This window comes from Stappia sp. ABD4_338 (assembly GCF_056312175.1).
This window is the reverse complement of the sequence record NZ_CM149982.1, coordinates 2,597,989-2,617,290: the sequence shown is the minus strand read 5'-3', so window position 1 is coordinate 2,617,290 and position 19,302 is coordinate 2,597,989. Positions and strand designations below refer to the sequence as shown.

Annotated in this window: 20 protein-coding genes; 16 read left to right on the top strand and 4 right to left on the bottom strand. The window is 66.5% G+C overall.

Going from position 1 to position 19,302, the window contains the following annotated elements; genetic code table 11:
- Window positions 1-73: 73 nt before the first annotated feature.
- Window positions 74-1,480, top strand: coding sequence for a hypothetical protein (locus ACYX4S_RS11840; RefSeq protein ID WP_476360316.1), 1,407 nt, complete (start codon window positions 74-76; stop codon window positions 1,478-1,480).
- 42 nt (window positions 1,481-1,522) lie between these two features.
- Here the strand turns inward: ACYX4S_RS11840 and msrB are convergent, their stop codons facing one another.
- Window positions 1,523-1,933 (bottom strand): peptide-methionine (R)-S-oxide reductase MsrB, encoded by a 411-nt coding sequence (gene msrB, locus ACYX4S_RS11835; protein ID WP_476360315.1) that lies wholly within the window; start codon window positions 1,931-1,933, stop codon window positions 1,523-1,525.
- A 320-nt stretch (window positions 1,934-2,253) separates the two neighbouring features.
- Here msrB and ACYX4S_RS11830 point away from each other — a divergent pair, with 320 nt between their 5' ends.
- The 8 genes from ACYX4S_RS11830 (at window position 2,254) to ACYX4S_RS11795 (ending at window position 8,938) form a co-directional block, all read left to right on the top strand.
- Window positions 2,254-4,656 (top strand): putative monovalent cation/H+ antiporter subunit A, encoded by a 2,403-nt coding sequence (locus ACYX4S_RS11830; RefSeq protein ID WP_476360314.1) that lies wholly within the window; start codon window positions 2,254-2,256, stop codon window positions 4,654-4,656.
- Complete coding sequence (locus ACYX4S_RS11825; RefSeq protein WP_422068283.1) at window positions 4,653-5,072, top strand: Na+/H+ antiporter subunit B; 420 nt, start codon at window positions 4,653-4,655, stop codon at window positions 5,070-5,072. The genes ACYX4S_RS11830 and ACYX4S_RS11825 overlap by 4 nt, the downstream gene beginning before the upstream one ends.
- Window positions 5,072-5,449: a Na+/H+ antiporter subunit C gene (locus ACYX4S_RS11820; RefSeq protein ID WP_293724324.1), complete on the top strand. Its 378-nt coding sequence runs from the start codon at window positions 5,072-5,074 to the stop codon at window positions 5,447-5,449. The genes ACYX4S_RS11825 and ACYX4S_RS11820 overlap by 1 nt, the downstream gene beginning before the upstream one ends.
- Window positions 5,450-5,451: 2 nt before the next feature.
- On the top strand, window positions 5,452-7,035 hold the full coding sequence (locus ACYX4S_RS11815; RefSeq protein ID WP_476360313.1) for a Na+/H+ antiporter subunit D: 1,584 nt from the start codon (window positions 5,452-5,454) through the stop codon (window positions 7,033-7,035).
- Window positions 7,032-7,508, top strand: a complete 477-nt coding sequence (locus ACYX4S_RS11810; protein ID WP_293724320.1) for a Na+/H+ antiporter subunit E — start codon at window positions 7,032-7,034, stop codon at window positions 7,506-7,508. Before ACYX4S_RS11815 ends, ACYX4S_RS11810 begins: the two co-directional genes overlap by 4 nt.
- A complete protein-coding gene (locus tag ACYX4S_RS11805) occupies window positions 7,505-7,861 on the top strand; it encodes a cation:proton antiporter (protein WP_293724318.1) in 357 nt (118 codons plus the stop codon). The genes ACYX4S_RS11810 and ACYX4S_RS11805 overlap by 4 nt, the downstream gene beginning before the upstream one ends.
- Window positions 7,858-8,196: a monovalent cation/H(+) antiporter subunit G gene (gene mnhG, locus ACYX4S_RS11800; protein ID WP_293724316.1), complete on the top strand. Its 339-nt coding sequence runs from the start codon at window positions 7,858-7,860 to the stop codon at window positions 8,194-8,196. Before ACYX4S_RS11805 ends, mnhG begins: the two co-directional genes overlap by 4 nt.
- Window positions 8,197-8,521: 325 nt before the next feature.
- A complete protein-coding gene (locus ACYX4S_RS11795; protein ID WP_293724314.1) occupies window positions 8,522-8,938 on the top strand; it encodes a Ros/MucR family transcriptional regulator in 417 nt (138 codons plus the stop codon).
- 108 nt (window positions 8,939-9,046) lie between these two features.
- Here ACYX4S_RS11795 and ACYX4S_RS11790 read toward each other — a convergent pair whose 3' ends face one another.
- On the bottom strand, window positions 9,047-9,337 hold the full coding sequence (locus ACYX4S_RS11790; protein WP_476360312.1) for a hypothetical protein: 291 nt from the start codon (window positions 9,335-9,337) through the stop codon (window positions 9,047-9,049).
- Between the two features lie 210 nt (window positions 9,338-9,547).
- On the opposite strand from ACYX4S_RS11790, the gene ACYX4S_RS11785 reads away from it, so the two are divergent.
- Together ACYX4S_RS11785 and ACYX4S_RS11780 are read left to right on the top strand one after the other, a co-directional pair.
- Window positions 9,548-9,943, top strand: a complete 396-nt coding sequence (locus ACYX4S_RS11785) for a helix-turn-helix domain-containing protein (protein WP_476360311.1) — start codon at window positions 9,548-9,550, stop codon at window positions 9,941-9,943.
- Entirely contained in the window at window positions 9,940-10,752 is an 813-nt protein-coding gene (locus ACYX4S_RS11780; RefSeq protein ID WP_476360310.1) for a DUF6456 domain-containing protein, read from the top strand. The genes ACYX4S_RS11785 and ACYX4S_RS11780 overlap by 4 nt, the downstream gene beginning before the upstream one ends.
- A 10-nt stretch (window positions 10,753-10,762) precedes the next feature.
- Here ACYX4S_RS11780 and ACYX4S_RS11775 read toward each other — a convergent pair whose 3' ends face one another.
- Entirely contained in the window at window positions 10,763-11,194 is a 432-nt protein-coding gene (locus tag ACYX4S_RS11775) for a SufE family protein (RefSeq protein ID WP_293724306.1), read from the bottom strand.
- A 206-nt stretch (window positions 11,195-11,400) separates the two neighbouring features.
- The gene (locus ACYX4S_RS11770; protein WP_476360309.1) at window positions 11,401-11,892 is read right to left on the bottom strand and encodes a DUF5330 domain-containing protein; all 492 of its coding nucleotides are present in this window, start codon (window positions 11,890-11,892) and stop codon (window positions 11,401-11,403) included.
- A 313-nt stretch (window positions 11,893-12,205) separates the two neighbouring features.
- Between ACYX4S_RS11770 and ACYX4S_RS11765 the strand changes: the two genes are divergently transcribed.
- The 5 genes from ACYX4S_RS11765 (at window position 12,206) to ACYX4S_RS11745 (ending at window position 19,286) form a co-directional block, all read left to right on the top strand.
- Window positions 12,206-14,161 (top strand): sensor histidine kinase, encoded by a 1,956-nt coding sequence (locus ACYX4S_RS11765; RefSeq protein ID WP_476360308.1) that lies wholly within the window; start codon window positions 12,206-12,208, stop codon window positions 14,159-14,161.
- Window positions 14,162-14,174: 13 nt separating this feature from the next.
- Complete coding sequence (locus ACYX4S_RS11760) at window positions 14,175-15,077, top strand: peptidoglycan-binding domain-containing protein (RefSeq protein ID WP_476360307.1); 903 nt, start codon at window positions 14,175-14,177, stop codon at window positions 15,075-15,077.
- A gap of 58 nt (window positions 15,078-15,135) precedes the next feature.
- Window positions 15,136-15,477, top strand: coding sequence for a DUF1491 family protein (locus ACYX4S_RS11755; RefSeq protein ID WP_476360306.1), 342 nt, complete (start codon window positions 15,136-15,138; stop codon window positions 15,475-15,477).
- Window positions 15,478-15,668: 191 nt separating this feature from the next.
- Complete coding sequence (locus tag ACYX4S_RS11750) at window positions 15,669-17,651, top strand: methyl-accepting chemotaxis protein (RefSeq protein WP_476360305.1); 1,983 nt, start codon at window positions 15,669-15,671, stop codon at window positions 17,649-17,651.
- A 342-nt stretch (window positions 17,652-17,993) separates the two neighbouring features.
- Complete coding sequence (locus ACYX4S_RS11745; RefSeq protein ID WP_476360304.1) at window positions 17,994-19,286, top strand: methyl-accepting chemotaxis protein; 1,293 nt, start codon at window positions 17,994-17,996, stop codon at window positions 19,284-19,286.
- Window positions 19,287-19,302 lie beyond the last annotated feature (16 nt).

Below are 19,302 nucleotides of genomic sequence, written 5' to 3'. Positions count from 1 at the left end.
ATCCAGACTTGTGGGCGCTGCCCGTCCTGATATCCTCGCGGTTGTATTTCACGCAAGCAATTGACCGGGGCCGATGGCGCTCATCCGCAGCTACACGCAGATTGAAGAGATGCGCCGCGCCGGTGAACTTACGCCGGCCGAGGAACGGCTTCTTGCTGAATGCCAGAGCGGGGAACTGGTCGTGTTTGGCGACGGCACTCGGCCGAAACGTGCCACGCCCGAGTGGGCGATCCGAGCGGATCTGCTGCGCTACCTGATCCTCGGCGGTTGCGAGCAATTCCGGACGCATGAGCATGGCATCCGGGTCCATGGTGCCTGGATCGACGGTTTGCTCGACCTGAGCGAGACGACTGCGCGCGGTGCGACGACGCTCAGGGATTGCGTGTTTCCGGACGGGATCAACGTCGCGCGGGCCAGGCTGGAGAGTCTCGATCTGACCGGGGGGCGACTGAAAAGCCTTGCGGCAGCCGGCTGTAATATCGCGGGAGATCTCACGCTCGACGAGATCGAGACCAGGGGGACGGTAAACCTGGCCGGAGCCCGGATCGCCGGCCACTTGTCTTGTATGGCCGTGAAACTGAACGGTTGCGGAGGCATGGCGCTCGACGCCGGGCGCCTGCGGGTCGGCAAGAGCTTTGTCTGGCGGCAGGTGGCCTACGCAAAGGGCTGCGTCAACCTTGCCTTCGCGCGTGTCGGAACGCTGGTCGATGACTGGAGCGGCCTGAAGGCGATGAAGAAGGTCCGCCTTGTGGGGCTGACCTATGATCGGATCGACGGTAGCGCGCACAGCGAGCGTGTACGCTGGCTTCGAACGGGCTCCTGTCACAATGGAAAATTCCATTTTCAGCCCTATGATCAACTTATAGGGGCTTTTGACCGGAGCGGCGATCACGAGGCGGAGACCGCTGTCCGCATCTGGCGGAAGGCGCAAAAGCGGCGCGAAGCACGTGAGCGACTACTGAGAGAGGCGGACTCGCCCCTGCAGCGCATTGCCATCAGGGTCCGAAATCTTCCCTATCGCATCTGGAGTGGTCTTGTCGGCACGGCAGTGGGCTTTGGTCTGCGACCTTGGTCTGCGATTTGGATATTGCTGTTTTATGCCCTGGTGCAGGCGCCGCAGATCCGTGCCGACTGGAGTTCGGGGCGCTTCGTTCCGGCGTCCGAAGCTGTCCTGTTGTCGGACGAGTGGCGGAGGATCGTGAACGCCTCAAGCCCGCCTGTGACCAATCCGTCCGCGACCTGGATGCGTCATACGGAAGCGGGGCGCAGTTATCAGATGTTCAACAGCGAACTCTATGCGTTTGATATGCTGCTGCCCTTTGTGGACTTGGGGCAGGAATCCGCCTGGGTCCAATTGCCGGCGAGGGGGTGGAGGGATCGCTTCAGCGACGTGCTGCAGAAAGTTCAGCTCTTTCTCACCTGGGTCGTCGCGGCGATCTTTGTCGGTGCACTCACCGGCATTATCCGCCACGACGACTGAAGGCGGGGGTGATGCGGGCAGGCGCGGGACGCCTGTCTTCCCTCACTCCTGCGTGAAGGTCATCGCCAGCCCGTTCATGCAATAGCGCAGGCCGGTCGGCGGCGGGCCGTCCGGGAAGACGTGGCCGAGGTGTCCGTCGCAGGCCGCGCAGCGGATCTCCGTGCGCACCATGCCGTGCGAGTGGTCGGTGATCTCGGTCACCGCGTCGGGGCTCACGGCCTCGAAGAAACTCGGCCAGCCGCAGCCCGCATCGAATTTCGTGTCCGAGCGGAAGAGTGGCGCGCCGCATCCGGCACAGGAATAGAGGCCGGTCTCGAAGGTGTTCCAGTAGGGGCCGGTGAAGGGGCGCTCCGTGCCGGCGCGGCGCAGCACGTGAAACTGCTCCGGCGTCAGCTCGGCCTGCCACTCGGCCTCGCTCTTGGTGACGCGGGGGCGTGAGGCTGTTTCGGTCATGCTGTGATCCTCGTCTGAACGCTCCGCGCGCGGACATGGCGGGCGGCAATCTCGGGGTGTTCAACAAATCCCGCGCCGGTGTTCCCAAGATCCGGGCCCGCGGACGGACTGGTGCCGACAGCTACAAATAGGAGCGGGGCTTGCCCGTGACAATGGGGCAATGTCTCGCGTCGAAAAGCTTGCGAAGACATGCGTAAATCGCTTGCCCGGGGGGATGTGGCGGTTATATGTGAGGCGAATTTCTTAACCGTTACGCCATTACAAGGTCGATTCGTGGCCTTTCGGGTCATCAGTTTCGACAAGCAGTTTCGAGGAGGCCCATGCCGCTCCCAGGTTCCGAGGCGACGTTCATCGCCGTCCTGGCCCCGTTCGCCGCCGCCGCCCTAGCGCCGGTCCTGACACGGGCGATGGGCCACAATGCCGCATGGCCGCTGGCGCTTGTTCCGGCCGCGGTCTTCCTCTTCTTCGCCGGGCTCGCGCCCGAAGTCGCCGAAGGCGCACGGTTCACGCCGTCGATGTCCTGGATCCCGTCCTACGGGGTCAACCTGTCCTTCCTCATCGACGGTCTCTCGACGCTTTTCGCGCTGCTGATCTCCGGCATCGGCACCTTCATCATTCTCTACGCGGGCGGATACCTGAAGGGGCATCCGCATCAGGGGCGGTTCTTCTCGTTCCTGTTCCTGTTCATGGGCGCGATGCTGGGGCTGGTGCTCGGCAACGACCTGATGACGCTGTTCGTCTTCTGGGAGCTGACGTCGATCACGTCCTTCCTGCTGATCGGCTTCGATCACCTTCGCACCGCCTCGCGCCGCGCCGCGCTGCAGGCGCTGGTGGTGACCGGCGGTGGCGGCCTGTCACTTCTCGCGGGCTTCCTGCTCATCATGTCGCTCACCGGCGAGACCTCGATGGCCGGTGTGCTCGCCTCCGGCGACATGCTGCGTGAGAGCCCCTTCTACGCGCTGGTCCTGGTCCTGGTGCTGGGTGGCGCCTTCACCAAGTCGGCGCAGTTCCCCTTCCACTTCTGGCTTCCCAACGCCATGGAGGCGCCGACGCCCGTGTCGGCCTTCCTGCATTCGGCGACCATGGTGAAGGCGGGCGTCTACCTGCTGATGCGCATGCATCCGGTGCTGGGCGACACGGCGCTGTGGACCACGATCCTGCCGCTCTTCGGCGGCGTGACGCTGCTCGTCGGCACGCTTCTGGCCGTGCGCCAGACCGACCTCAAGCTGATGCTGGCCTACACGACGGTCGCCTCGCTCGGCCTGCTGGTCATGCTGACCGGCACGAGCTGGGAGCGGGCCATCGAGGGCGCGGCGCTCTACCTGCTCGCCCACTCGCTCTTCAAGGGCGCGCTGTTCATGGTCGCCGGCACCATCGATCATGAAGCCGGCACCCGCGACGTGACGAAGCTCGGTGGCCTGCGCGGCGCCATGCCGGTGACCTTCACGGCCGCCTGTCTCGCGGCGCTGTCCATGTGCGGCCTGCCGCCCTTCATCGGCTTCATCGCCAAGGAGTACATGTACGCCGGCACCTGGTACGCGATGGAAGGGGCCGGCACGGCCGGCCTTCTGGTCACGGCAACCGCCGTGCTCGGCAACGCGCTCATGCTGGTGATCGCCGCCGCCGTCGCCATCAAGCCCTTCATGGGGCCGAAGGTCGAGACGCCCAAGCATGCCCATGAGGGGCCGCTGCTCCTGTTCGCCGGTCCCGTCGCGCTGTCGCTCACCGGTCTTGCGGCGGCGCTGCTCGCCCATGCGACGGGCGAGATGTTCATCGCGCCGGTGGTGACCTCCATCCTTGGCGAGCGTTCGGATGTCGTGCTGCATCTCATCCCGACCTACATCGGCGCGCCGCTGATCCTGTCGCTGGTGACCATCGCGCTCGGCGTGGTCCTGTACCTGTCGCTCGACCGGCTGCGTGGCGCCATGGCCGGCGTGCTCGCGGCCATCGGCTGGGGCCCGGACCGGGGCTTCGACCAGGTGATCGCGGGCATCGTGACGCTCTCGACCCGCCTGACGCGCGCTGTGCAGGGAGGCAGGCTCGACGTCTACATGACGATGACGTTCCTGTTCGCAGCGCTCGCGATCCTCGTGCCGCTGGTCTCGACCGGCAACTGGCCCTCGGCGATCTCCTGGCCGTCCTTCCGCTTCTACGAGTGGGGTGTCCTGCTGATCGCCGCCTCGGGCCTCTATGCGGTGCTGGTCGCCCGCACGCGCCTGACGGCCATCGTCTCGCTCGGCATCCAGGGTTTCGCGGTGGCGCTGATCTTCATGCTCTTCGGCGCGCCGGACCTGTCCTTCACCCAGTTCATGGTGGAAACCCTGTCGGTGGTGATCCTGGCCCTCGTCATGACCCGCCTGAACCTGCAGCCGCGCGATCATCGTCCGATGGTGCCGCGGCTGATCCACGGGACCATCGCGGCGGCGGTCGGCTTCGGCTTCGCCGCGCTGCTGATCCGCATCACGCAGCTGCCGTTCGATCGCTCGCTGTCGGACTTCTTCGAGGCCTACAGCCGCACCATCGCCCATGGCCGGAACATCGTGAACGTGATCCTGGTCGACTTCCGCGGCTTCGACACCTTCGGCGAGATCTCGGTGGTCATGCTGACGGGGCTTTGCGTCCTGGCCCTGATCCGCGTGCGGCCGAAGGCCGACCGCGCGGCCGCCTTCGACCGGGCCGCCGGCGACGAGGCGCATGAAAAGCGCGAGGAGGCCCGCGTATGAGAACGCTCATCTTCCGCACCATCGCTCCCTATCTGGCGGCGCTGATGGTCCTGTTCTCGATCTTCGTGCTTCTGCGCGGTCACAACGAGCCGGGCGGCGGCTTCATCGGCGGCCTGATCGCGGCCTCCGCCTTCGCCATCTACGGTATCGCCTGCGGGGTGGCCGCCGTGCGCCGGGCGATCGCCTTCCACCCGATGAGCATTTCCGCCGCCGGCGTGTTCCTTGCCGGCCTGTCTGGCATGCCGTCGTTCTTCACCGGCCAGGCCTGGATGACCAGCCAGTGGTGGTACCTGCATCTGGCGAATGTGGAAGTGCCGCTGTCGACGCCGCTGTTCTTCGACATCGGGGTCTATCTTGTCGTCGTGGGCTCGATCTCCTCGATCGCGCTCGCGCTCGAGGAAAGGGAGAGCGACTGATGGAAGCCGCCCTGTCGATCCTGATCGGCCTGTTCTTCACCGTCGCGGTCTACCTGCTGATGTCGCGCCAGCTCGTGCGCATCCTGCTGGGCATCGCCATTCTGGGCAATGCGGTGAACCTGCTGATCTTCACCTCCGGACGTCTGCTGCGCGAGGTGCCGCCGATCATTCCCGAGGCGCTGATGACGCCGGGCGAGACGATCGCCAACCCGCTGCCCCAGGCGCTGATCCTGACGGCGATCGTGATTTCCTTCTCCTTCTTCGCCTTCCTGCTGGTGCTGTCGTTCCGCGCCTATCAGGAACTGGGGACCGATGACGCGAGCGAGATGCGCGTTGCCGAGCCGACGGGCGAAACCGCGCCGCCGCAAGGGTATTGAGAATGGCCGCTTCCGAGATTTCCGTGGACATTTCCCAGGCGATGAGCACCCAGCCGGTGGCGGCCGCCGACTGGCTGATCGTCGCGCCGCTGGTCATTACAGCCATGGGCGGCGCGCTCTGCCTGATGCTGCGCAAGCACACCAGGCTGCAGCCGGTCGTCGGCATTGCGGTGCTGCTGCTTCTGGTCGCCGCTTGCGGCGCGCTGCTCGCGCGGGTGATCGACCACGGCGTGCTGACCATGGTCGCGGGCAACTGGCTGCCGCCCTTCGGCATCGCCTTCACCGTCGATCCGCTCGGCGCGACGCTGGCGTTTTCGTCCTCCATCGTGGCGCTTGCGGCGGGCGTTTATGCCATGACCGACATCGACACCTCGGGACGGCGTTACGGCTTCTATCCGTTCCTGCTGCTGATGATGACGGGCGTGTGCGGGGCGTTCCTGACCGGCGACCTGTTCAACCTCTATGTCTGGTTCGAGGTCCTGCTGATCTCGTCCTTCGGCCTGCTGGTGCTCGGCAACGAGCGCAGCCAGCTCGACGGCGCGGTCAAATACGCGCTGCTCAACATCATCGCCACGACGCTGTTCCTGATCGCCACCGGCCTGCTTTACGGCATCCTGGGCACGCTCAACATGGCCGACATCGCCATCAAGGTGCGCTCGGCCGGCATGTCCGGACCGTTGCTCACCGTCGCGGTGCTGTTCTTCCTGGCCTTCGCCATGAAGGCGGCCGCCTTCCCGGTGAACTTCTGGCTGCCGGCCTCCTACCACACGCCGCGCATTGTCGTGGCGGCGGTCTTCGCCGGTCTTCTGACCAAGGTCGGCGTCTATGCGCTGCTGCGTATCTTCGGCCTGATGATGCCCGAGGGGCGCGAGATCCTGGGCGACCTGATCGCCCTCGTCGCCATCGCGACCATGCTGACGGGCGTGTGCGGGGCGATTGCCCAGACCGACGTGCGCCGTCTGCTCGGCTACCTGGTGATCTCGGGCATCGGCTCCATGCTCGCGGGCCTTGCCATCGGCACCACGCCGGCGCTTGGCGGCGCGGTCTTCTACGCCGTCCATTCGATCATCGTCATGACGGCGCTCTACATGGCCGCCGGCATGATGAACGGTCTCGGCGGCTCCTACTCGCTGCGTGAGCTCGGCGGTCTCTACCGCATCAGCCCGGCCTTCGCGGCCGTGTTCCTGATGCTCGGCTTCGCGGTGGCGGGCCTGCCGCCGTTCTCCGGCTTCTGGCCCAAGGTGATCCTCGTCGATGCGGCGCTGCAGACCGGCCACGGCTGGATCGCGGGCGCGATCCTCGTCACCGGCTTCCTGACCACCATCGCGGTCGGCCGGGTGTGGATCTACGCCTTCTGGCGCGGCGGCGCGGAAGGCGTGGCCGACGGGTCGCTCACCACCTTCTCGGTTCCGGCCCCCGGCGCGACCGGCGCCAACGTCTGGATCCCGCTTCTAGTGCTTCTGGCAATCGTCGTCCTGCTCGGCGTCCAACCCGAGCCGATGATGCAACTCGCCGGAAAGGGAGCCGCCAGCCTGAGCGATCCCCTTGGCTATCTTCGCTCCGTCTTCGGGGAGGCTGCCCAATGATCGGCCTTTTTCTCATCAACATCCTGATGTCGCTTGCCTGGGGCGCGGTCACGGGCAGCTTCGAGGTCGCCAACCTGATTTTCGGCTTCGCGCTCGGCGCTCTGGCGCTGGGCCTCATCCGCGAACAGGTCGGTACCGGCCGCTACGTCAGCCGTGCCTGGCAGGTGGCGAGCCTTGCGGCGCTCTTTCTCTATGAGTTGGTGCTGTCGGCGCTGCGCGTCGCGGCCATCGTCCTGCGTCCCAAGATCGAGCTTTCGCCGGGCATCATCGCCTGTCCGCTGACCGTGGATCGCGATTTCGAGATCACCATGCTGGCGAACCTCATCACGCTCACCCCCGGCACCCTGTCGGTGGATGTGTCCGAGGATCGCAAGACACTCTACGTCCACTGCATCGATGTGCCGGATCCGCAGGCAACGATCGACGACATCAAGAACGGGTTCGAACGCAAGATCCTGGAGGCCTTCCGATGACCGATCTCGCCGTCTTCTCGGCGCGCTTCCTCGATGTCTGCGTGTCGATCAGTCTCGCGCTGCTGACGATTGCCTTCGTGCTGATCGTCATTCGCACGGTGCGTGGTCCCACGCTCCCGGACCGGGTGGTCGCCCTCGACATGCTGGTTGCCGTCGGTATCGGCTTCATCGCCGCCATCGGCGTTCAGACCGACTACTTTCTCTATGTCGACATCGCCATCGCACTCGGGCTGGTCGGCTTTCTTGCGACGGTCGCCTTCGCCCGCTTCGTGCTGAACCGCGGCCTTGCGAAGGACGCGACCATCGTGGACGAGATCCGCGCGAGCCAGACCCGGGAGGAGGCCGGACGATGACCACACCGCTCTTCGAGATTGCCGTTGGCATCGTCCTGGTGATCGGCTCGCTGTTTTCCCTCATTGCCGCCATCGGCCTCCTGCGTCTCAAGGACGTCTACATGCGCATGCATGCGGGCTCGAAGGCGGGCACGCTCGGCTCCGGTCTGATGCTCATCGCGCTCGCGGTCCACGCGCATCAGATCGATGTCATCACGCGGGCGATCGCCGGTGTCGTGTTCTTCCTGCTGACCGCTCCCGTCGCGGCGCATCTGCTCGCCAAGGCCGCGCTCGAGGTCGGCTACCGGCCCTGCGCGGATACCAAGATCGACGAGATGCCGCGCGACAAGGCGTGATCTTTCCGGTGGTGCGGTTGTGGTCGTGCCACCGGTCATTCACGTTTTGTGCCATGAATTAATCGTATTCTGCTTCCCCGGTATCCTGCGAAGACTGTTGTGCGGAACGAATTCCGCAATCGTGAAACAGCTTAAACAGCCAGATACCTCAAAAATTTCCCTTGTGATCTAGGATATCCCGATATATACGACGGGCGTGGCTTTTGTCCGGCAGAATCAAGGTCGGAAACGCTCTCCACCCAGTATCCGGAAGTAGGCGGAGCGTTTTTCTTTGGTTCCTGACGGTGATTTTCGTACCCGTTTCGGCTCCAATGGTGGGAAACAAATGACTGAGACAGTCGCTGACGACAATCTTATCGATCTGACCGCCGATATCGTTTCGGCCTATGTGTCCAACAACACTGTTGCCTCGAGCGACCTTTCCGGCCTCATCAGTGAGGTTTACGGCGCCCTGCAGCGCACGAGCGGCGCGGCGGCCGAGCCGGAGCCGGAGCCCCTTCGCCCGGCCGTTTCGATCAAGAAGTCGGTGACGCCGGACTACATCATCTGTCTCGAGGACGGAAAGAAGTTCAAGTCGCTGAAGCGTCACCTGCGCACCCACTACGACATGTCTCCGGAAGAGTACCGCGAGAAGTGGGGCCTGCAGAGCGACTACCCGATGGTCGCGCCGAACTACGCGGCGGCCCGTTCGGAGCTTGCGAAGAAGATGGGTCTTGGCCAGCAGCGCAAGCGCGGCAAGTAAGATCCTGCCCGTCCCTGGACGGGCGGTCGATTTGAGACCAGATGCAAGGGCCGCCGCGAGGGATCGCGGCGGCCTTTCGCGTTTGAGGACCGCAACCGTGCGGAGCGCTCATTCCCCGGCGCCCAGCACCCGGTCCAGCAGGGTTTCCGCCTGATGAAGGGCGATGAGCCGGTTGGTGTCATAGAGCCAGGACCCATCCCGTCCGAAGCGGATTTCCCGGGATCGCGCCGCCCGGATCCGTGTCCTGTCCCCGCAAAGGGTTGGCGGGGATGTCTCGTTCGCCTCGGCAAGGCGCAGTCTTCGGCGCAGCCGCAGATAGAGCGTCCTGGCCTCTTGCCGCGACAGAGACGCCGGTAGGCGGGAAAACCGCGAAACCGGGCGTTCGATGTTCTTGCACATAGCCGGTGGCGTCCCCTGCAGGGCGCGGGCGGGATGCCTCGCGCACCCGTCCAGTATTCGGCGTGCCGGCCGGGGCGGGGACAAGCGGGCCGGGCGTATGGCGCCGATGCGTCTCGCCCGGGACTTATCCCCGTGGTTGCAAAAATCCCGTAAAAGAATAGGAAAATAAACCTAAGATTGCTTCAGGGGTGTTGTTGCGGAGGTAAGGGAATGATCGGTCAGTCTGTCGTCATGCCGGTGAATGCGAGCGGGGAGGGACACGGGCGAAGAGGGGGCACCAGGCAGGGGAGGGCGGATGCGATCGTGAATGCCTGCGTCATGTCCGCCTTTGACGTGTCTACGGAGGAGATCGCGCTTGAAAGCCGTGGGCCGGCGCCTGTGGCGCTGGCGCGTCAGGTTGCCATGTATCTCCACCATGTCGAGCTGCGCCAGTCGTTGACCGAGGTGGCGTCGCGCTTCGGGCGTGACCGCACGACGGTCGCACATGCCTGCCGGACGGTGGAGGACAGGCGTGACGATCCGGCTTTCGACGGTTTCATCGGGGCGCTGGAGGCCGCCATCCGCAGCGCCCGGGCCTTGCTTCCGGGCGCAAGGAGCGGGGCATGAGGGCGCGGGAGAGTGTTGGGCCGGCGGGGGATGCGGTCTCGCCGCGTGCCATCGAGCGGGTGCTGGCGCGTCTTGCGGGGGCACGGGACTGGCGCATCGCGGAGACCGGCGACCCGTCGGGTGGCACGCTCACGCTCAGGTCCGAAACCCGGTCGGGCGGGCTCGTGCTTGACGCGTCGCTGGTGGACACGGCCGTCCACCTTGGTCTCGTGGACCGGCGCGGGGAGACGGTCACGCTCGCGCGCGCCGGTATCGCCCGGCTGCGCCGGGCTCGCGCCGGCGGCGATGAGGATGCCTTTCGTCGCCAGCATCAGCTCCGGGGCAGCAGGCGGATCCCGGAGGAGGGTGGCAGGATCCGTGTCGTCGAGGTGGATGACAGCGAAAGTCCGCTTGCCTGGTTGCGGCGGCGACGCGGACGCGGCGGGGCGCCGATGATCGACGAGGCCCAGTTCGCGGCCGGTGAACGCCTGCGCGCCGATCATGCGCGCGCGGGCATCGGACCCGCGCTTGCCAGCCCCGCGTGGAGCGTTCTGGAAAGCGGCGTTGGGGGCGGGCAGGGGCATGGAGGCGCCGGCGGCATGGCGGATCTGCACGATGCGACCGTCGACGCGCGCGCCAGGGTCGAGCGTGCACGCAGCGCCGTCGGGCCGGAACTCTTTCCCGTTCTGGTCGACGTGTGCTGCGATCTGAAGGGACTTGAGGAGGTGGAGCGCGGGCACCGCTGGCCGGCGCGCTCGGCCAAGCTCATCCTGTCGCTGGCGCTGACCCGCCTTGCGCGCCACTACGGCTATGCCGAACGACCCGGGTGAGGGGTTCGTCTCAGGCGGCTGCCTGCACCGCGCGGGCGTCGCCGCGAATGCGCTCCACCATCGACTTGAGGCCGTTGGCTCGCTGCGGTGAGAGGTGCTCCTTCAAGCCGATCCGCGCGAAGATCTCGTCGATATCCGTCTCGACGATCTCCTCGGCCGGACGGCCCGAGTAGGTGGCGAGCACGATGGCGACCAGCCCCTTGACGATATGGGCATCGCTGTCGCCCTGGTAGACGAGCACCGGCTTGCCGTCCGCTCCATCTTCCAGGCTGCGGGTCAGCCAGACCTGAGAAGCGCAGCCGCGCACCTTGTTTTCGTCGGTGCGTTCGGCCTCGGGAAACTCCGGCAGCATCCGGCCAAGCTCGATCACGTAGCGGTAGCGGTCGTCCCAGTCCTCCAGGAAGTCGAAATTGTCCAGGATCTCGGAAAGGGGAGGGATCATCTCGGGCCGTTTCGTCGCGTGAATGGAAGCCCCCTTATACAGATCCGGACCGGGGGCTGGCAAACCGCGTTGCCCTTGCGGGGCACGAAAAGAAAGACCCCGCGGCACGCAAGGGCAGTAGCGGCCGCGGGGGCGGGAGGTCCCGCTGAGTGTGGCGCTTTGAACGTTGGTGCGAGGCGCCGGAAAGCTGTCTGTGTTCGCCCGGATCAGGCCGGACGGTCGCCGCCGCGCGGCTTGGGGCGCGGCAGGACGGCCACGTCGCCCTCGCGCGGGGGGAGCGGAACCGGGGCGGCATTGGCCGGAGCAGCATCCGCCACCCGGGGCGCGCGAGCTTCGCCCTCGTGCTGGGGCAGGGTCCAGCCGGGAATCAGGTCCTCGGCCTTGAGCGTGTCGGTGCCGCCGGTCACGAGGCCCGAATCGGAATTGGCGGCGGCCTCCTCCTCGTCCAGGTACTCATAGATCAGCCGCGCGCTGACCTTGGCCTTGGCGCCGATGCGCGCGATGGCCTGGCCGCCGGTCTCGCAGGTGTCGGGATTGCGGTCGCAAAAGCCGCCGATGTCACTGATCGTGGACTGCGCCGCGAAGAAGGCGCGGACCGGATTGAGGCCCGGCGCGTCGGCGCTCTCGGGGCCGGTGTCGATCGGAAGGAGCAGGAGAACCAGCCCGATCCAGAACGCGGATTTGAGAAGAAACGACATGTTTTCTGCCCTTTTGAACCTGTCATCCGTGGCCGGTCGCCCTGATCTGGCAAGGTCGCCGGACATCGTTATGAGGGCACCCTAGCACCCGTGTTCGAATGTGCGGTTGCGTCTCGCGTTCGAGTTTTCGACAAGTTCGAGGCAAATTTTTCGAAGAATTGATTCAAATTTTAGCGATCCCGCCGCGCATTTGCCTTCGCCGCTGTGAACGTCTGGAAATCGCGTGGAAAATCAGTTGTCCCCGCCCGTGGTCCGGCAGGGCGCGGCGACGCGTTTCACGCTTCCTTAAGCCGTTCTTGGGACCATCGCGGCCATGAAATTTCGTATCGGGCGCGAGCGCGCCGGCAGGATCGACATGAAACCGGATCACCCGCGAGAAGGAACGGCGCTCAGGGGATTTCTCGAGAGCCTGGTGCACCCGCAGGTGGCCGGCGACGCGGGCGCGCGCCGCCTCCACCGCAGGTTCATTCTGCGCCATCTGGCGCTCGGCGGGCTCGCGCTTGCGCTCCTGCCGCTGACGCTTGCCTTCAACGGGGCGACGACACCGGCGGTGACGCTGGCCTTCGCATGGCTGACCGCGCATCTGCCGGTCGCCATGTATGTGTCGCGCACGGGCGCGCTCGAACGCGCCCAGACGGTTTCCGCCACGCTCTTCGCTCTCTTCATCGCGGGCCTTGCGGTGATGACCGGCGGGCTTGCCTCGCCGGCGCTTCCGTTTCTGGCGCTGGTGCCGCTGGAGGCGGTGCTGTCGCGCTCGCGTCGTGCGCTCATCGCTCTGCTGGGTATCTCCGTGGCGCTGGTCGCGGGCCTCGCCGGCCTTACCCTGACCGGCAGCCTTCCGGCGGACGCCGGCTTCGCGGACACGGGCCTGACGCTGCACGCCATCGCGCTGGTCGCGGCCCTCGTCTATGCGACGCTTCTGGCCGCGCGGGTGCTCGAGGCGTTTTCCGAGGATCAGGGCCGCGTCGAGGCGGCCGAGGCGCGGACCTCCCTGGTCGCCCGTCTCGGCGGCGAGGCGGTCGCGGTGTTGCGCGCGGGCGGCCGTGTCGAATCGCTGTCGCCCGAGGCCCTTCCGGGGCTGGAGGGCGTCGGCGCCGCCGACCTCGTCGGTGACGGGCTCTTCGAGCGCCTGCACGTGGGCGACCGGCCCGCCTACCTCAAGGCCGTGTCCGACGCTCTGGCCGGCGCGCGCTGCGAGCGTCTCGATCTTCGACTGCGTACCGGCGGCACGCGCCCCGGAGAGGCTGGCCGCGCCGCCTATGCCTGGGCGTGTCTCGCGGTCGCGCCGCATCCGGCCCGCTCCGACATGCTGGTCGCGACCCTTGCCGGCATCGATGCGCGCAAGGCGCAGGAAACCGCGCGTGCCGAGGCGGAAAGCACCGCCGCGGAGGCTCTGGCCGCGCGCAGCCGGTTCCTGGCCACGGTGAACCACGAATTGCGCACGCCGCTCAACGCGATTCTCGGCTTCTCCGACCTGATGCGCGGCCTGCCCGAGCGCAGCCTCGACGCGCGGCGGGTCGGCGACTACGCCACATTGATCCACCAGTCGGGCCGACACCTGCTGACACTCGTCGACGACATGCTCGACATGGCGCGCCTCGAGGGCGGAGCGATGAGCATCGCGCCGGAAGCCTTCGACCTGCGCACCTGCCTGGAAAGCTGCCGTCGCATGATGGAGCCGGAGGCCGCGCGCCTCGGTGTGACGCTGACCGCCGACCTGCCGCTGGGCATCGGCGAGATCAGCGCCGACCCGCGCGCCTGCCGGCAGATCGCGCTCAACCTCATGTCGAACGCGCTGAAGTTCACGCCCTCTGGCGGCCGTGCGGTGGTCTTCGCGCGCAAGGAAGGAAGCGGCGTCGTCTTCGGCGTGCATGATACCGGGATCGGTATCGCCGATCGCGACCGGGAGCGCATCCTGCTTCCCTTCGTCCGTCTGCCGGTCGATCCGCCGCGCGAGGGCGCCGGCATCGGCCTGTCGGTGGTCAAGGGGCTGGCCGAACTTCATGGCGGCCGGGTCGAGATCGAGAGCCGGCCGGGCGAGGGCGCCTGTGTGAGCGTGCGCCTGCCGCGTCGTGCCATGGCCGCGCGTGATACAGGGCAGGCCGGTGCCGGCGCGACCGCCGAACCGATCCGCGAACCGGGTCCCGCCGCGAAGCTCGCGGAAGTCGCGGCGACGGTGGCGGAGGATGCGCGTGCGGCCGGTCTCGCGGCCCGCCCCTTCGCCCGCAAGCCGGAGGCAACCCGCGCGCCGGCCCGGCTGAGCGCGTGAGGAGGCGAGTGTCATGAGCCGCAATCGATCCTCGGCCCCACCGGCGCGCGGCCAGCGCGCCACCGGCAAGAGCCGCAAGGCCGCGCCACCCGAGCCGGAGCACGGGTCGGGCGGTCTCGGCGCGGCCGCGCTGGACAACCCCGTTGCCGCCGGCGGCTCTCTGGTGATGGCGCTGACGGCCTCGCTGATCGTGGCGAACGCAACCTTTTTCCAGACAACGCCGCATCCGGCGCCGCTGATGGAGACGCGTCAGGACGCTGGCGGTCCGGCCGGAACCACGGAGGAACGGCCGGATCCGGCCGCCCTTCGTCGGCAGAAGCTGGTGCTCGACGCGCAGGTCGAACTGCGCCGCCTCGGCATGTACGAAGGCTCCCTCGACGGGCTGACCGGTCCGGCGACGGAACGCGCCGTCAGGGCGTGGGAGCGCGCGCGGGGCCTCGCCGAGACCGGCGTCGTCGACGAGAAGCTGCTTGGCCGTCTCGCCATGGACCGGGGCGGAGCGCTTTACGGCGTGCCGGTGCCGCCTCCCTCTCCCGTGTCGCCCGATACGGGTTCTGTCACGCCTCGCGCGACCGCCGGCGTTCCGGCTCCGGCCACGGCACCGCGTCCGCCCACGAGCGCGCCGACGCCCGCGCGAAACACGTCAAGCGCCGGCATCGGCGATCTGATCGCGCGCGAAACGGGCATCCCGGTGCCGCCTGCCGACGTCGGCGGATCATCCGTGGACCGCGCGCGCGTTCGCGCCATCCAGGCGGGCCTCAGGGACCTCGGCTACGGCCCCATCGACGTGGACGGACTGATGGGCGAACAGACCGCCAATGCGGTCCGTCGCTTCGAGCTCGATCGCGGCCTTGCCATTACCGGCGAAATTTCCGACACCGTGTTGCAGGAAATCGACCGCGCCCTGCGCCGCTGACGCGTCTCCTCAAGGTGCCGCGCGCCAGTGTCTGGCCGGGCGGGAGAGGGAGCGATCCATGCGTCTCACATCGGAATTCTGGGTGGCCGCGCTCGTGCGCCGCTGTTTCGGCGAAAACGCCTTCGCGGCCGTCGTGTCGAAGGGCTCGGAACAGGCGGGAGCGATCTATATCGTTCTCGACCGGCTCGACGGCACCCTCGACCTTTTCGGCCCCGCCCCGCAGAGCGCCTTCGACGACGACAACGCCGGTACGCGTCTTTTCGAGCGACTGCTCGAGCGCGTCGAGCGCGAGGCCATCCAGGCGCGCCTCGCCTCCGAAGCGCGCATGGATCCCGACATCTGGGTGGTGGAGATCGAGGACCGTGAGGCGCGGATCTTCTGGGATCTCGCCGAGGACTGATATTTTCTGCATTCTGTGAAGGGATATATTGTCAGGAATTACTATTATAGTTGTTATTTACAGTAGGTCTGACTGCGTATCATCGATGAAATAAAGAATAGATCATGTATAGATTCAGTCCGCATTAACCGGCGAAGGTCAGCTTCCGTAGAGGTCCTTTTGGGTGTGGAGTGATCTCAATGAACGTACGGATGCGAATTTGGGCGGGTTTCGCCGCTGTTGCCGCGCTGACCGCGCTGCTTGGAGCTTTCTCGGTTGCCGGGTTCATGTCGTCGTCGAAGGCGCTGAACGAACTCGCCGAAATGAACGGCGACGCGCAGCTCGCCGCTGAAATCAACGCCGACATGGCCAAGGCGATGGCGGCGACCAATCTCTATCTTGCCTCGCGGGACCCGTCCCAGGTTGCCGAGGCACAGCGCTGGCTTGGCCAGGTGGATGAGGATCTCGGCATTGCAAGGCGCGAGATCGAAAACCCTGCAAGGGTTGCCAATCGCGAGGTCATCGAGGCCGGCGCGGGGGTCTTCTCCGGCGCGCTTGCCGATGTGGTTGGTCTCTACAAGGAGCGGGATGCGTTGGTGAAGGACTCGCTCTATGTCATCGGGTCGGATGTGCGCAAGATCCTGACCGAGGTCAACCGCAAGGCCACCGCCGACGGTGCCTACCAGGTCGCCAACAATGCGGCTCAGGCGCAGGAGTTCCTGCTGCTGGGGCGCCTTCGCATGATGAAGTTCCTCAGTGACAACCAGGCCGCGGACTTCGCGGAGGTCGAGGCGAACCTGAGCCGCTTCGAGGCAAAGGTCGGTGAGCTGCGCGAGGAAATCGAGGACCCGAACCTCAAAAAGCTCATCGGTGAGATCGGACCCCTTGCCACGACCTACATCGGGAATGCCCGGCGCGTGCGCGATATCATCGGTGAGCGCAACGTCCTGCGCGACGAGAAGCTCATCGGGAACGGGCTGACGATCGTCGATGAAGCGGGGGAGATGAAGAACAGCGCCGGCGACGATGCCAGGGAGTTGAGCAAGGCGACGGTCGCGGCCATGTCCAAAACCATCCTGGGGTCCATCGGGGCGTCGGTGGTTGCGCTTGTCCTTGCAGCCCTTTGCGGCTTCCTGATCGCGCGGGGGATTACCGGGCCGCTCGCGCGCCTTGTGGCCGACGCCGAGGAACTGGCGGAGGGAAACACCTCGGTTGCCTTTGCCGAGGCGGAGCGCAAGGACGAGATCGGCGACGTGGCCCGCTCCGTGGCGGGCTTCCGTGACGGTGTCGTGGAGCGTCAGCGGCTGGAGGCTGAACAGAAGGCGGAAACCTCCAGGCGAGAGGCGCGCAACACGCGTGTCGCGGCCGCCCTCAAGGAGTTCGAGACGGACGTGCAGCGTTCCCTGTCCGAGGTGTCGTCCGCCGCGCAGAACCTGCAGTCCACGGCGACGATGCTGACCGAGACCGCCCGCGACACCAACCATCAGTCGACCACGGTCGCAACCGCCTCAGAGCAGGCGTCCGCGAACGTGCAGACCGTCGCGGCGGCCACCGAGGAGCTTGCGGCCTCGCTTCAGGAGGTCAGCTCGCAGGTTACCCATTCGGCGACCATCGCGGGCAGTGCCGCCACCGAGGCCTCGCGCACCAACACCCAGATCTCGGGTCTGGCGAGCGTGGCCGAGGATATCGGCGAGGTCATCGCTCTGATCTCCAGCATTGCGGAGCAGACGAACCTGCTGGCGCTCAACGCCACCATCGAGGCGGCGCGTGCCGGCGAGGCCGGCAAGGGCTTCGCGGTCGTGGCGGCCGAGGTGAAGGAACTCGCCAGCCAGACCTCCAAGGCGACCGAGGAAATCTCGACCAAGATCTCCGCGATCCAGAACGAGACCCGGGAAGCGGTCGGCGGAATCCAGTCCATCTCCAGGATCGTGGAGGAGATGAACGCGGTTTCGTCGGCAATCGCCTCTTCGGTGGAGGAGCAGACGGCGGCCACGTCCGAGATCTCGACCAACGTGGACCAGGCGTCCCAGGGGACGGCGGATGTGAGCCGGTCGATCATCCGCGTGTCGGCGGCTGCCGGCGAGACGGATCAGGCGGCGACCTCGGTCGTCGGCGCGGCCGAGCAGCTTACCGCCCAGGCGGAAACCATGCGGCGGCTGGTCGAAGGCTTCCTTGGCGAGGTGCGTGCGGCCTGACCCGGCTGCCAACCTGGCTGGCGGATCGTTCGTGAACCGTGAGGGCGGCGCCATGCGCCGCCCTTGGCCTATCCGCAGCGCGACCTTTTCCTTCGTTCCGCAACTGCAGGTATGCGCCTGACGCGGGAGTATACGCAGTTTTCGTGACCTGAACGCTTCGGAACCTCGTAAGTCTATGTTCATAAATCCCTGTAAAATTCGCCTAGTATCTGGCCTCCTTTTGGCGTTGACCTGCTCGTAAAATTTCTTGCGCGATCGAACGCGGGGCTCCGGGTTGGTGTGTTCCGGGAGAAGAGCGGGCTGGCTTGTGGCGACCGCGTCAGCGGAAACAGGGAAGACGTTATGTTCAAGCGCATGAAGTCCAGGAGCGACGAGCTCATCGAGGTTTTGGGAAATTTCTGCGGTGTCGGTCTGTGGGACGCCGTTCTCGTCGATGAAGATGCGCTCCACCCGCGAAGCCAGTGGACCTGGACGAACGAGTTCCGCCGCCTGGTGGGCTATACCTCCGAAGCGGACTTCCCCAACAAGTGCCAGAGCTGGTCGGACAAGCTCCATCCGGACGATGTGGCATCGACCTTCGCCGCCTTCGGCGAGGCGCTGAAGAAGAAGCCCGGCCAGAAGTCGTTCTATGACGTCACCTACCGCCTGAAGTGTGCCGACGGTGCCTACCGCTGGTTCCGGGCCACGGGCGGCGTCGTTCACGATGCCGCCGGCAAGGCGGTTCGCGCCTGCGGCTCCCTGGTCGATGTGCACGAGGCGACCATCGCCGCCGAGGCCACCAGGGAGCGCGCGAGCGAACTGGCGCGCATCAGCGCCGAGTTCAACAGCCAGATGGAAGACCTGACCGGGGCGCTGTCGGGGGCCGCCGGCGAACTGGAGAACACCGCGCGCCAGCTCACCGATTCCGCGACGCTCACCTCCAGCCGTTCGGAAGCGGCCGCGAATGCCGCCGAAGAGGCGAGCGACAACGTGACCTCCGTGTCCAGCGCCTCCGAGGAACTCAGCCAGTCGATCTCGGAGATCGGCCGGCAGGTGCACCAGTCCGCCGATCTTTCCAAGGGCGCCGTGCGCGAGGCGGAGACCACCGCCGGCATCGTGTCGGACCTGAGCAACTTTGCCGCGTCCATCGGCGGGGTCGTGGAACTGATCTCCGGTCTTGCGGCCCAGACAAACCTTCTTGCGCTCAACGCCACCATCGAGGCGGCGCGCGCCGGCGAGGCCGGCAAGGGGTTCGCCGTCGTTGCCGCCGAGGTGAAGCAGCTTGCGGACCAGACCGCGCGCGCGACGGCCGACATCTCCGACAAGGTCGCGGCCATCCAGAACTCCACCGAGCGCGCCGTGGAGGTGATCGGCGGAATTTCCGAGACCATCCGGCACATCGACGAGTCCTCGTCCTCGATCTCCTCCGCCGTTGAGCAGCAGACCGCCTCGACCCGCGAGATCGCCACCGCCGTGGCGCGGGCCTCGTCCAGCACGGGCGAGGTGGCGACGAACATTTCCGACATGACGCGGGTTGCCGCCGATACGGGCGAGGCGGCCGGCAAGGTGCTGACCGCTTCCGGCGACGTCGCGGCGCAGGCCGCGCGGATGCGGGACCAGGTCTCGCAGTTCGTGCAGCGCGTCAGCGCGGCCTGAGCCGGGGCAGCCGGAC

Coding starts and splice junctions, on each gene's coding strand:
- ACYX4S_RS11840 (WP_476360316.1), top strand. CDS start 74: ATGGCGCTCATCCGCAGCTACACGCAGATTGAAGAGATGCGCCGCGCC.
- msrB (WP_476360315.1), bottom strand. CDS start 1,933: ATGACCGAAACAGCCTCACGCCCCCGCGTCACCAAGAGCGAGGCCGAG.
- ACYX4S_RS11830 (WP_476360314.1), top strand. CDS start 2,254: ATGCCGCTCCCAGGTTCCGAGGCGACGTTCATCGCCGTCCTGGCCCCG.
- ACYX4S_RS11825 (WP_422068283.1), top strand. CDS start 4,653: ATGAGAACGCTCATCTTCCGCACCATCGCTCCCTATCTGGCGGCGCTG.
- ACYX4S_RS11820 (WP_293724324.1), top strand. CDS start 5,072: ATGGAAGCCGCCCTGTCGATCCTGATCGGCCTGTTCTTCACCGTCGCG.
- ACYX4S_RS11815 (WP_476360313.1), top strand. CDS start 5,452: ATGGCCGCTTCCGAGATTTCCGTGGACATTTCCCAGGCGATGAGCACC.
- ACYX4S_RS11810 (WP_293724320.1), top strand. CDS start 7,032: ATGATCGGCCTTTTTCTCATCAACATCCTGATGTCGCTTGCCTGGGGC.
- ACYX4S_RS11805 (WP_293724318.1), top strand. CDS start 7,505: ATGACCGATCTCGCCGTCTTCTCGGCGCGCTTCCTCGATGTCTGCGTG.
- mnhG (WP_293724316.1), top strand. CDS start 7,858: ATGACCACACCGCTCTTCGAGATTGCCGTTGGCATCGTCCTGGTGATC.
- ACYX4S_RS11795 (WP_293724314.1), top strand. CDS start 8,522: ATGACTGAGACAGTCGCTGACGACAATCTTATCGATCTGACCGCCGAT.
- ACYX4S_RS11790 (WP_476360312.1), bottom strand. CDS start 9,337: ATGTGCAAGAACATCGAACGCCCGGTTTCGCGGTTTTCCCGCCTACCG.
- ACYX4S_RS11785 (WP_476360311.1), top strand. CDS start 9,548: ATGATCGGTCAGTCTGTCGTCATGCCGGTGAATGCGAGCGGGGAGGGA.
- ACYX4S_RS11780 (WP_476360310.1), top strand. CDS start 9,940: ATGAGGGCGCGGGAGAGTGTTGGGCCGGCGGGGGATGCGGTCTCGCCG.
- ACYX4S_RS11775 (WP_293724306.1), bottom strand. CDS start 11,194: ATGATCCCTCCCCTTTCCGAGATCCTGGACAATTTCGACTTCCTGGAG.
- ACYX4S_RS11770 (WP_476360309.1), bottom strand. CDS start 11,892: ATGTCGTTTCTTCTCAAATCCGCGTTCTGGATCGGGCTGGTTCTCCTG.
- ACYX4S_RS11765 (WP_476360308.1), top strand. CDS start 12,206: ATGAAATTTCGTATCGGGCGCGAGCGCGCCGGCAGGATCGACATGAAA.
- ACYX4S_RS11760 (WP_476360307.1), top strand. CDS start 14,175: ATGAGCCGCAATCGATCCTCGGCCCCACCGGCGCGCGGCCAGCGCGCC.
- ACYX4S_RS11755 (WP_476360306.1), top strand. CDS start 15,136: ATGCGTCTCACATCGGAATTCTGGGTGGCCGCGCTCGTGCGCCGCTGT.
- ACYX4S_RS11750 (WP_476360305.1), top strand. CDS start 15,669: ATGCGAATTTGGGCGGGTTTCGCCGCTGTTGCCGCGCTGACCGCGCTG.
- ACYX4S_RS11745 (WP_476360304.1), top strand. CDS start 17,994: ATGTTCAAGCGCATGAAGTCCAGGAGCGACGAGCTCATCGAGGTTTTG.